Origin of the sequence: Desertibacillus haloalkaliphilus (assembly GCF_019039105.1) — a bacterium.
GTDB lineage: Bacteria > Bacillota > Bacilli > Bacillales > KJ1-10-99 > Desertibacillus > Desertibacillus haloalkaliphilus.
On sequence record NZ_JAHPIV010000004.1, the window covers coordinates 1 to 12,098 of the forward strand.

9 protein-coding genes are annotated in these 12,098 nt (G+C 38.7%); 6 read left to right on the forward strand and 3 right to left on the reverse strand.

Features of this window, described 5'->3' with window-relative positions; genetic code table 11:
- The first annotated feature begins 52 nt into the window (after positions 1-52).
- The 3 genes from KH400_RS05320 (at position 53) to KH400_RS05330 (ending at position 5,513) form a co-directional block, all read left to right on the forward strand.
- On the forward strand, positions 53-1,027 hold the full coding sequence (locus tag KH400_RS05320) for a group II intron reverse transcriptase (RefSeq protein ID WP_217222680.1): 975 nt from the start codon (positions 53-55) through the stop codon (positions 1,025-1,027).
- A gap of 129 nt (positions 1,028-1,156) precedes the next feature.
- Positions 1,157-3,628 (forward strand): DEAD/DEAH box helicase family protein, encoded by a 2,472-nt coding sequence (locus KH400_RS05325; protein ID WP_217222682.1) that lies wholly within the window; start codon positions 1,157-1,159, stop codon positions 3,626-3,628.
- Positions 3,629-3,653: 25 nt separating this feature from the next.
- Positions 3,654-5,513 carry a site-specific DNA-methyltransferase gene (locus tag KH400_RS05330; RefSeq protein ID WP_217222684.1) on the forward strand — a complete coding sequence of 620 codons (1,860 nt, stop codon included), beginning with the start codon at positions 3,654-3,656 and terminating at the stop codon, positions 5,511-5,513.
- Between the two features lie 383 nt (positions 5,514-5,896).
- On the opposite strand, the gene KH400_RS05335 is transcribed toward KH400_RS05330, so the two are convergent.
- The gene (locus KH400_RS05335; protein ID WP_312889047.1) at positions 5,897-6,139 is read right to left on the reverse strand and encodes a DNA alkylation repair protein; all 243 of its coding nucleotides are present in this window, start codon (positions 6,137-6,139) and stop codon (positions 5,897-5,899) included.
- 252 nt (positions 6,140-6,391) lie between these two features.
- On the opposite strand from KH400_RS05335, the gene zwf reads away from it, so the two are divergent.
- The gene (gene zwf / locus KH400_RS05340) at positions 6,392-7,891 is read left to right on the forward strand and encodes a glucose-6-phosphate dehydrogenase (RefSeq protein ID WP_312889048.1); all 1,500 of its coding nucleotides are present in this window, start codon (positions 6,392-6,394) and stop codon (positions 7,889-7,891) included.
- Positions 7,892-7,909: 18 nt separating this feature from the next.
- Positions 7,910-8,533: a cyclase family protein gene (locus KH400_RS05345; protein WP_217222690.1), complete on the forward strand. Its 624-nt coding sequence runs from the start codon at positions 7,910-7,912 to the stop codon at positions 8,531-8,533.
- 178 nt (positions 8,534-8,711) lie between these two features.
- Here KH400_RS05345 and gnd read toward each other — a convergent pair whose 3' ends face one another.
- Positions 8,712-10,127: an NADP-dependent phosphogluconate dehydrogenase gene (gene gnd, locus KH400_RS05350; RefSeq protein ID WP_217222692.1), complete on the reverse strand. Its 1,416-nt coding sequence runs from the start codon at positions 10,125-10,127 to the stop codon at positions 8,712-8,714.
- A gap of 231 nt (positions 10,128-10,358) precedes the next feature.
- Between gnd and KH400_RS05355 the strand changes: the two genes are divergently transcribed.
- The gene (locus KH400_RS05355) at positions 10,359-10,778 is read left to right on the forward strand and encodes a hypothetical protein (RefSeq protein ID WP_217222693.1); all 420 of its coding nucleotides are present in this window, start codon (positions 10,359-10,361) and stop codon (positions 10,776-10,778) included.
- An 86-nt stretch (positions 10,779-10,864) separates the two neighbouring features.
- On the opposite strand, the gene KH400_RS05360 is transcribed toward KH400_RS05355, so the two are convergent.
- Positions 10,865-12,031 (reverse strand): YheC/YheD family endospore coat-associated protein, encoded by a 1,167-nt coding sequence (locus KH400_RS05360; protein ID WP_217222694.1) that lies wholly within the window; start codon positions 12,029-12,031, stop codon positions 10,865-10,867.
- Positions 12,032-12,098 lie beyond the last annotated feature (67 nt).

Consider the following 12,098-nt stretch of genomic DNA (forward strand, 5'->3'; position numbering starts at 1 on the left):
TGGGAGCCGGATGAGCTGAGAGGTTCACGTCCGGTTCTGAGAGGGCCTAAGGGTGGGATTCCCTTGGGCTACTCACCTTATCGTACTATGCGAAACAAAGGAAAAGGCAATGTCGTTATACGCTGAGTTACAACCATACCTAAGAAAACGTGGTCTTAACCTAGCAAAGGATAAGACGAAGGTTACGAAATTAACCAACGGATTTGACTTTCTTGGTTTCACATTCCGCAAGTTTTATAAGAAAAACGGGTCACATAAGACGATTATCAAACCAAGCAATGAAACAATGAAAAAAGCTAGGGCTAGAATTAAGGAAGTATTCATTCAACAAACAGGTAACAATGTTGATGCCTTAATTTCTAAATTACTACCTGTCATCAGAGGATACGCAAACCACTGGAAACGAGTCGTAAGCAAAAAAGCATTCAATAATATGGATGCATATATTTTCAAGCTAACGGTGAAATTCCTACAAAAACTGCATCCGAAAAAGTCATGGAAATGGATTAAGAAGAAATACTTTCAACCAGACAAAAACGGACAAAGCAATGATAAGTGGTTAGTAACCAATGGCAGATATCAAATAATCAAAATGGCTTGGACTTCCATTATCAGACATGAGAAGGTTTTAGGATACAACTCACCATATGACGCTAAGCTCAAAGAGTACTTTGAGAATAGAGATATCAAGAGTTTCAACAACAACGTAGATTCTAGACAAAAGATGGCGAAGTTACAAAACTATAAATGCCCACTATGTGGCAACTCTATAGTCGACTTTTCTAAAGGTCTAGAAAGACATCATATGATACCAAAATGTCAAGGTGGACAAGACACATACAAAAACCTGAAACTCGTTCATATTTCATGTCACACAAAGCACCACATAGACTTCCCAGCCAAAGGTCCAATTCCAACTACTAAGCAATTAGCAATAGCTAAGAAGCTTAGGAACAGACAAAGGCAAGGGATGTTCTTAGAAATGGAAGACCCAAATTTCAAAAATTTAATAGAAACAATTAATTAACAAAACCAAGACAATTATAAAACATGCTTGAGCCGAATGTCTTGAAAGGGACACGTACGGTTCTTAGGGGGGAAAGGGATGGTAACATCCCTGCCCTACCCGACACTATAACGGACTTGGGTGGTGGATATGCAATTTAAGCTAGAGGAACTTGATTATCAAAACAGAGCAATTGCCTCGGTTGTTTCGTTATTCGATGGACAAGAAAAACATACCATTAATGATGTTTCTCATTTTGGCATTCAAGCAAATCAATGTAGTCTTTCAGAGGTGGTCATCCATAACAATGTCAAACGCATCATGAAAGATAATCAACTTGATTTTCATCAAGGCCACTTGACAGACGATCGCGATTATTGCATTGAAATGGAGACTGGCACTGGTAAAACCATCACTTACATTCGTACGATTTATGAATTACATAAGCAATATGGTTTTTCAAAATTCATCATAGTTGTACCTTCTATTGCAGTAAGAGAAAGTGTTCTTAACACATTAGAAGGGTTTTCAGAGCAATTAGAAAGACGTTATCGCTTTGCCATCAATTATTTTCATTATCATCGAAAAAAAATGAGTAGACTCAAACATTTTATTACGGGTTTTGAGCCTGAAATTATGATCACAACCTTACAGTCATTTGCTTCAGACGATAAAATTTTAAATCAACGAATGAGAGATGATTCAATTGCGGGCCTGTCATTTTTAGAAGCTCTCGGAAAAACCCGTCCAATCATTATCATGGATGAACCACAAGAAGGTATGGATACACCTAACTCACAGCAACGGCTTGAGACGATGAAGCCACTTTGTAAAATCCGCTATTCAGCTACTCATAAACAGATCAAAAATTTATTGTTCCGCCTTACACCTTATGAGGCATACAGAAAAGGGCTCGTAAAAAAAATTGAAGTTTTATCAGTCATTGAAAGAAACGATGAAGCTAGTATGAAAATCGAATTATCACGCGTGAAAACGAACCCTCTCCGCGTGAAATTGAAGGCCTGGCGCTTTCAAGCTGGAACGTATGCATGGAAAGAAACGAGTTGGTTGAACGTAGGTGATAACCTAGCGACTAAAACGAAAAACACGAGCTATGCACCGTATACGATCGAACGTATATATAGGAGTGATGTCGATCAGAGATATCATTGTGCTTTTACCAATGGAATGGATGTGATTGAGAAGCAAAAGGCCAGTGATATGAAAACGATCTTTCGGCACCAGTTACATTGGTTGATTCGTAAACACCTTGAAAAGAAAGTGATCCTTAACCGGATGGGCATCAAATGTTTATCATTAGTTTTTATTGATAAGGTGTCCAATTACGTTAATGATGGCGTCATTAAATTACTATTTGAAGAAGAATACAAAAGCATCGTACAAGAACTCACTGGAAAGGTGCTGAGACACTCTGAAGTCGAAAATGTTCAGGGCTATTATTTTGCGAAGACAGCGAAACAAGAGTATACAGACAGTACTCATGCGATGAAAAAGAACAAAGAAATCTACAATTTAATCTTAAAAGAAAAGGAACAGTTATTATCGCTTGATAATAAAGTCGAATTTATCTTCACCCATTCGGCGCTTGGGGTTGGGTGGGATAACCCTAACATTTTTACAATTGCGACATTAAATCAATCCTACAGCGAAATCAAAAAGCGACAAGAAATCGGTAGAGGTTTACGAATTTGTGTGAATGAGCATGGCATCCGTCAATACGATCATCCTAACACAAAAGAAGGGAACGAAATCAATCTACTGACAGTGATCGCCAATGAATCGTATGAAACGTTTGTTAGCCATTATCAACGAGAAATCAACGAAAGTTATGGCTCGAAGACTGAGGGAAGCAAGTTCCACCATACTCATAAAGGGAAGAGAAATGTGGCAATAAGTGAAACTTCTCAAAGTAGCAATGACAACACTCATCAATTTTTATCGAGAATTCAAAAACATAGACAGGCCATCACTTCGATTGATGAACAGACCGTTATAACAAGAGCAAAAGAAGAGCTTCATACGATATGCCTGCCGGATCATCATACGGAAGTTTCGATAACTCGACTGAATGACCTTGCAAGCGAGCCAAACCAGGAACGTTTGTTCGCACCAGATTATGGGTTAACGATAGATCAGATGCCTATTGATCTTGTACAGGATATCAGTGATCAAACTGAGCTTTCTGTGTGGGCGGTCGTGGACATTCTTAAAACGCTAGATGGTGTATCGATCTTTAAAAATCCCCGTTTATTTGTTCAAGAGGCAATAAAGAGGCTGAGGACAATCCTACTTGATCATACTGTACGTGTAGTTGATATCGGTGCCTCAGTGGTACACATGGGAAACAAGGGAGAGCATAGGAATCTTACCGATCATATAAAGGTTATTTCCACATATCACGTACCGAAAGAAAATACTATTTTAACACCGATTGGCTATTACCAGCCCAACCTAGCATTGATTGTGAAGAGGGAGCAGCAACCAGGCTACTTACTTCTTGAATTAAAACGAAACAACGTAAACGCTACGAGGTTAACAGCAGAAGAACAGCAGAGACTTCAACATGCGATGAACGAGTTTGAACAATTAACGCTTACATAACATTGGTAGAAAAGAGGTGATTTGCGTGAAGCTCGACGCAAGCGTTCCGAAAAGTCCGGACCATAAACAAGAACGCTTAGATCGTTTAAGAAATTTGTTTCCTGACCTTTTTACGAAGGATGGGAAACTGAACCCAAAAGAGTTACAAAACTTAATTGGAGAGCAGCAACAAGATGTGTATGAATTTCGTTGGAATGGGAAAGTAAACGCAAAACGGGAGGCATTTACTCCGAGTGAAGCGACATTAGTCAAACACAGATCGTTCGGTGCAAAAGACAGACCTCATATCCTGATTGAAGGTGAAAATTTAGAAGTATTAAAGTTACTTTCATCAGCGTATCGCGAGTCAATTAAAATGATTTATATTGATCCCCCATATAATACGGGGAAAGATTTTATCTATCGTGATCAATTTAAACGAGATAAACAAGCGTATTGGGAAGAGCTTGGTGTGACCGACAATGGTGTGAAGGTTGATTCTAATACTGAGACGTCCGGTCGTTATCATAGCAATTGGTTGTCGATGATGTACAGCCGCCTCCTCATTGCCAGACTGTTGTTAAAAGCAGATGGTGCGATATTTGTTTCCTGTGATGATCATGAACTCTATAACCTCAAAAAAATCCTAGATGATGTATTTGGAGAAGAGAATTTCATTGCTAATATCATCTGGGAAAATAAAGAGGGAGGGGGAGGGTCTGATAGTAAACATTTTCGCATCAAGCATGAATACATTCTTTGTTATGCAAAAGAGACTGAAGAACTCACCATTCATGGGGTTGATATTTCGAACCGAGAGCGCTATACACTTTCGGATGAGTATGTCGCCGAACGTGGCCAATATTACTTACAAAAGTTAAATCAAGCTAGCATTCAATATTCACAGGCATTAGATTTTCCGATTCAAGCACCAGATGGGACATTGATTCACCCGTCATACAAAGACAAGCGTGCATGTTGGCGCTGGTCACGGGAAAAAGTAGATTGGGGCCTCAAACATGGGTTTATTGAAATCAAGAAAGATCGTCACGGCCAATGGGCTGTCTATACGAAACAATATTTAAAATGTGATAATGAAGGACATCCGATTGAACGTACGAATCGGCCTCTTGGAGTCATCGATAAATTCTCCGGCACGGCTGCAAGTAAACACTTAGAACATGTATTAGGGCAAAGATTATTTGACTATTCGAAACCGAAAGAGTTGATTCATTATTTGCTAGAGCTTGTATTGTCAAAGGAGGAAGATGAGGAATATATTTTAGACTTTTTTGCCGGATCAGGAACGACTGGTGAAGCCGTTGTCGATTATAACCTAGAACACGGGGCGAATAAACGTGTATTGTTAGTTCAATTACCTGAATTGATCAAGAAAAGTACAGCCGCCTACAGAGCAGGATTCGAGAAGATAAGTGAAATTACACAAGAGCGGATGAAACGTGTTATCACTCGTTATCAAAGTGGTTTCGATGTATATCGCTTAGAGAAATCAAGCTTTTCTCAGGTTGAATTTATGCCTGATCCAAATAAAACAGCTCAAGAAAATAAAGAGTTACTAGAAACGTATGTAGCAAAAAAACAGAATGATCTCCTCTCAACAGCTGATCAGAAAAAAATGATGACTGAAGTTTTACTAAAATCAGGCTTTATGCTCCACTGTCATGCACAGCCCGATGAGTCATTTACTGATAATGATGTCTATGCCGTTGCTGATCATAAGCGAGAAGCTTACGTATGTCTAGATCAATGTTTGCATGCCAAGACGATCGGTCAAATTCTTCAAAGAACCAAACAAACACCATTTATTTGCCTAAGGAAAGCACTATCAACCTCGCAAAGGTGGACATTAAAGCAACATTTAGAAGAGTATTTAATTCTAATGTAAAAATACAAACTTTTGTCACATCTTTCTTAACCACTCCATAATTCACAATGATACTATAAATATAGTGTTAATGATGAATAAGGGGAGTGAGAAGGAATGACTGCGGTTTCATTAATGGCAATTATCGGAATTGGATCACTAGCTGTATTTATGGCAGTTGCAATGTCATGGGGACTTTATAAGTTCTGTCAAATCGCTGAATAAGAGAGCCAGTAAAAACTGCCAATACCAATACGGTGATTGGCAGTTTTTTTATGGAAGGGTGGTATAGTCAAGCCATTTATACAGAATAAGCCAAAATATAGACCTAATCGCATTACTTTTACTGCGATCATGAAGCACGATCGGATACGATGATAGACAAGCCAACATCATGTGTTTATTCAGGGTTGATGTTCCGCTGATTTGGCGAAGCGTTCTTCTGCTTCAACTAAACCACACACGCCACATTGGACTCGGAATTGTGGACCTCGATAAGGGATATGGAAGGGATCAAGATTGTCATTCGTATAGCGCTCAACAATTTCCCCTGATTGTGGGTCAATTTTAACTGAAGTAGCGACTTGTTCGATGATATTAAAGCGTGAACGATTCGTTCTGCATTTCGGACATAAATAGCGAGTCACGTCACAAACCACCTCTCTCAACATGGTATTTATATGATCTCCAAAAAATTGATGTTTATGATATCGTTGTCACAAATTGTTATCATTTGACGATTCGCTATATCAACTATAAAATACAAACTAGTGTTTTAATCCATACGATGATTAATTTTCCACCTAAGCGGGAAAACTGAAGTATGAATGACAGTTCATCGTGTAAAAGAATACCATAGCATACATACTATTGATAACAAAAAAAGAGAGGCATGCGACGTGAATACAACTAACAAACCGAAAACAACCATTGTTATCTTTGGAGCGACAGGGGATTTAGCAAAGAGAAAACTATTCCCATCCATCTATAACTTATACAAGAAAGGTAAAATATCAGAAGAGTTTGCTGTCGTTGGTGTCGCAAGACGTTCATGGACAGATGAAACGTTACGAGAAACGGTCAGGGAATCCATCCAAGACCAAGCCAACGCAGATACTGAAACGATCGAAGCGTTTTGTAACCACTTTTATTACTTACCGTTTGATGTAACCAGTAGCCAATCGTACAAAGAGTTAAATGATATGCTCACTCGGTTAGATGACCAGTACAACATTCCAGGCAATCGAATTTTCTATATGGCAATGGCACCTGAATTTTTCGGAACGATTGCAACAAACCTTAAATCGCAAGGAGTTACAGACACACCGGGTTGGACACGCCTTGTGATTGAAAAGCCATTTGGTCATGATCTTACTTCAGCAAAAGAGTTAAATGATAATATCCGCGAAGCTTTTGCAGAAGAAGAGATTTATCGTATTGACCACTATTTAGGAAAAGAAATGGTACAAAACATTGAAGTGATTCGTTTTGCAAATGCAATGTTTGAACCATTATGGAATAACCGCTACATATCCAATATCCAAATCACATCGAGTGAGACATTAGGTGTTGAAGACCGTGGTGGTTATTATGAAGCATCAGGTGCTCTTCGTGACATGGTTCAGAACCATATGATGCAAATGGTTTCGTTGTTGGCTATGGAACCACCGATTAACTTAACAACAGATGAGATCCGTAGTGAGAAAATAAAAGCGCTACGTGCACTGCGACCCGTTCAACCTGAAGAAGTGAAAGATTATTTCGTGCGAGGTCAATACGGACCCGGTGAAATTAATGGCGATGAAGTTCCGGGTTACCGTAGTGAAGCAAACGTTGATCCTGAGTCCATAACAGAAACCTATGTTGCCGGAAAACTAATGATTGATAATTTCCGTTGGGCTGGAGTTCCGTTTTATATTCGTACAGGGAAACGCATGGTCTTAAAATCAACAAAAATTGTTGTCCAATTTAAAGAATTGCCGATGAATTTGTACGTGACTGATAAGGAACAAATTCACCCGAACTTATTAATTATTCATATTCAACCAGATGAAGGGATCACTCTTATCCTTAACGGCAAAAAATTCGGTCCGACTGGTGAGACGACACCCGTTCAGCTGGATTATTCTAATAATACGATTGATAATGCCAATACGCCAGAAGCTTATGAACGTCTAATCTATGACTGCATGATCGGTGATGCAACGAACTTCACACATTGGGATGAGGTTTACTTATCTTGGAAATTTATTGATGCCATTTCAGCAGCATGGAAGGATCAAGAAGGATTGCACACGTATCAAGCTGGTGAAATGGGACCGAAGGAGGCCAAGCAATTACTTGAAAAAGACGGATTCCATTGGTGGCCTGTCAATAATGAGGGGAAATATTCGATTTAAACAAGGGGGATGATAATCATGAAAATTTACGACATCAGTGCTCCAATTTTTGAGGGCATGCCAGTCTATAAAAACAAAGAAGAGAAGCAACCGAAAATAAAGACAGAAACGAACGGTCACGTTACAGAGTCACGTTTAGAATTAGATGTTCATACAGGAACACACATTGATTCACCGTTACATATGATTAATGATGGTCCTACGTTTGAAACGATTGATCTTGATAAATTGGTTGGACAAACAAAGGTATTTGATCTCACATCTGTTAACGAAAAAATTTCTAAAGCAGATGTAGAGGGATTAAATATTGAGTCAGGCGATTTTATCCTGTTTAAAACAAAAAATTCATTTGATGAAAACTTTAATTTTGAATTTATCTTTTTAGCAGAAGACGCCGCTGCGTTTTTAGCTGAAAGAGGAATTCGTGGGGTTGGAATTGATGCCCTTGGTGTGGAGCGAGCTCAACCTGGGCACCCGACGCATAAAGCGTTATTTGGCGCTGATATCATCGTCATCGAGGGCTTACGCTTAAAAGAAGTGGAGGAAGGCGAGTATGTCATGGTCGCTGCACCATTAAAATTAGTTGGAACAGACGCTTCACCTGCACGTGTGATCTTGATGGAAGGTGTAACAGTAGAATAATGAAAAAGCTGATTTCGGGTATTCTCGAAGTCAGCTTTTTTAATAATAAAAAAGGAGTACTTACTCGTACCGCCTTTGAAGGGGATTCGTACTGAAGAAGAGAAGTGAATTTGAGGATTGAAAAAGGACTAACCGTAATAGGGATTAAATCCCTTATCGGACAGTCCTGTTAGGATGTTTATTCTGTTTCTAACCAGTTTGTGTGGAACGTTCCTTCTTTATCAATTCGTTGATACGTATGCGCTCCAAAATAATCACGTTGTGCTTGCAATAAGTTCGCCGGAAGCGTCTCTTGGCGATAACTATCGAAATAAGAAAGCGCACTTGTAAGTCCCGGAATTGGGATCCCACGTTGAACAGCAATCGAGATCACGTCACGTAGAGCCCCTTGGTACCTATCAGTGATGTCTTTAAAATAAGGGTCTAATAATAAGTTTGGTAAGTTAGGGTCACGATCATAAGCGTCTTTAATATTTTGAAGGAAACCAGCACGGATAATACAGCCACCTCTAAAAATCATCGCGATGTCACCGTATTGAAGATTCCAATTGTATTCCTCTGCTGCTGCTTTGAGTTGTGCGAACCCTTGGGCATACGAACAAATTTTGCTCAAATAAAGAGCTTGACGTACAGCTTCAATGACTTCTTCTTTGTTTTCTGTCAATGGTTGCTGGCTAGGGCCACTTAAGATTTTACTTGCTTTTACACGTTCCTCTTTAATAGCAGAAATGAAGCGTGCAAATACACTTTCAGTGATAATTGGAAGTGATACGCCAAGGTCTAATGCGTCCTTACTTGTCCATTTACCAGTTCCTTTTTGACCAGCCGAATCAAGAATCACGTCAACGAGTGGTTGACCTGTTTCAGGATCCTTTTTCGTGAAGATATCAGCTGTAATTTCGACAAGGTAACTATCTAATTCACCTTTGTTCCATTCTGAAAACACTTCATGCATTTCATCTGCCGTAAGTCCAACAGCATGCTTTAGTAAAGAATAGGCTTCACAAATAAGCTGCATGTCACCGTATTCAATTCCATTATGCACCATTTTGACGTAGTGGCCTGCACCATCTGGACCAATATACGTACAACAAGGCTCTCCATTTACTTTTGCGGAGATATCTTCTAACATCGGTTGGATCAATTCATATGCTTCTTTTTGTCCACCTGGCATAATTGAAGGTCCTTTAAGTGCACCTTCTTCGCCACCAGATACACCAGCACCGATAAAGTGAATACCTTTTTCTGCTAAAAACTTATTACGTCGAATTGTATCAGGGTAATTTGTGTTTCCACCATCAATAAGAATGTCTTTTTCTGTTAAGTAAGGAAGGACTGACTCAATGGCTCTGTCAGTAATTTCACCAGCTTGGACCATAAGTAAGATTTTTCTCGGTTTTTCAAGTGAGTTAACAAACTCTTCTATGCTATATGTACCAATGAGATTTTTATCTTGGTTTTCATCCACAGTTTGTTTGACTTTCTCTGCTGAGATGTCATGTAGTGCAACAGAGTAGCCTTTGCTTTCAAAGTTTAACGCTAAGCTTTTCCCCATAACGCCTACACCGAGAACTCCAATTTGTTGTTTTCCCATTATTTGCTACGTCCCTTCTTGTCGAAATATAATTGTAGTATGTCGATTTGAACATACCACAAAAACCTGATTTTATTCAAGTTTTATCCTATTTTCTTAAGTTTCTAACAAATCACTTCATCATGTTGATTGAATGAGTAGGTGAAAAAAAGGAATAAAGCGTTTAATATGGAACTCCATACAGGGATCAATTATTTCACATGATATCGCTATGAACGGGGGAGAATAAGAATGAACATATTGAAACGGGGGAAATTTATGGCTACTTTTTTACAACCATTACTGAAAAAAGCAAAAGAAGTGATTGGCGATACAGCTCATGCGGTTAAAGGTACATTCGATGGGATCCTCGATCGAAATGCATTAACGATCGCCGAAATCACTGAATTAATCCGTCATCACCCAGATACGCGTAAAAAGAAACGAAATCTTTTAAACATCACTTACCAGTTTTACCGGTTGCGTGCAGGTGATTACTTATTCTATATGGAAACGAGAGGAGAAGAGAATGAAAAGGTTCTCTTTCTATCCATCCAAACACCAAAGCAAATTGTATTTACGTATCGTTCCTATGACGATCAATACAGTATAAATGATACGATTGATGAGGATCACCTTTTAGAACATGCGATCAAAGACGAGGCAAATTAACAAGAGCTAGTAGTCGTGTCATAGGAAAAGATAAATCCTAAGTCGAACTGATAAGCGCGGCTATGGATTTATCTTTTTTTCGTTGATTAGTTATATTCTGATAAACGAATCCAACCATTCATTGCAACAGGAGAGTGGACAGGTGTTCTTACTATATGCTTGGCATAGGCGACTGGATGTAAAAATGCTTTATAATATTGTTGCTCGTCGTAAGCACTTAGTAACGAAACTTTCGCTGATTTTGCATTTGGCTCAATAAACCAGAGATTATCGTCCGGATCTATACCAAAATCGATCCCAATTTCTCCAAACGGACCATAGAGGTCCTCAATAGCTACATACATATTATATAAAAACTTGTCAATGTTTTCTTTTAAAACCTCTATTCTTTCGATGTCATAGTGTAACACATCTGCAAAGAGGTCTTCCAGTTTATACGCAGATGCGTGCGTGGTGATTGGTGAATGCACCTGACCCACTCGTCCAGTGATACCAACAATCGTTAGTTTTCCATTGCCATCGCGTTGTAATTCAGCACGAAAATCAATTTTACGTTGATCGACTTCCAATAAGTTAATGGCTCTTTGGATAATATAGGGACGGTCTTGATAAAAACGATGAATCACCACTTCTAATTCTCCAAAGCTGATCGCGGTGCCTTCTTCAAGTTCATCACGAAACGAACTATACCTATATTTTTGATCATCAATTTTTTCAATACGCATAACAGAACGTCCTCGTCCGCTTCTAATTCCTTTGAGATATACCGTGTTGTACATTTTTAACCATTCCTGGAGATCATCATTTGTGGGTGAAGACTTTGTCTCTGGAATATACATAGAGACTTGCTCGTTTTCTTGTAGTTTACCGTAAATTTCGGATTTATCAAAAAATGATCTTGAATTAATTTTTTTGATTTTATGTGTGTTAAATACACTTCGAACTTTTTGTGAGTAACTTCTTTTATCTCGCGATGCAAGACGGTCATACAAAACATCAGGGAATGGGAAGGTCTTCATCTTCCACTCATTTGATTCAACATCATAATAAATACCTTTAACTGTTTTAGACTTATAGTTTACACTTCGACCAGAAAAGAAATATAACGTTGCATGTTGCGTGACACTAGCTCTTGCTAATAATTCCATTCGTTTATAGCTTCGAAAGTCAAACTGTTGCTTTTTTAGCATTTTAATTCTTTGATGTCTAATTAGCACACCAATTCGAATGGGTTCGAAAGTTATGGCTCTCATCAGATCACCCCTTTATCTGTTTTACCTTATGTATCTCCCCAATGAAATGCACGGCAAATACCTAGAG

Coding starts and splice junctions, on each gene's coding strand:
- KH400_RS05325 (WP_217222682.1), top strand. CDS start 1,157: ATGCAATTTAAGCTAGAGGAACTTGATTATCAAAACAGAGCAATTGCC.
- KH400_RS05345 (WP_217222690.1), top strand. CDS start 7,910: ATGAAAATTTACGACATCAGTGCTCCAATTTTTGAGGGCATGCCAGTC.
- gnd (WP_217222692.1), bottom strand. CDS start 10,127: ATGGGAAAACAACAAATTGGAGTTCTCGGTGTAGGCGTTATGGGGAAA.
- KH400_RS05355 (WP_217222693.1), top strand. CDS start 10,359: ATGAACATATTGAAACGGGGGAAATTTATGGCTACTTTTTTACAACCA.
- KH400_RS05360 (WP_217222694.1), bottom strand. CDS start 12,031: ATGAGAGCCATAACTTTCGAACCCATTCGAATTGGTGTGCTAATTAGA.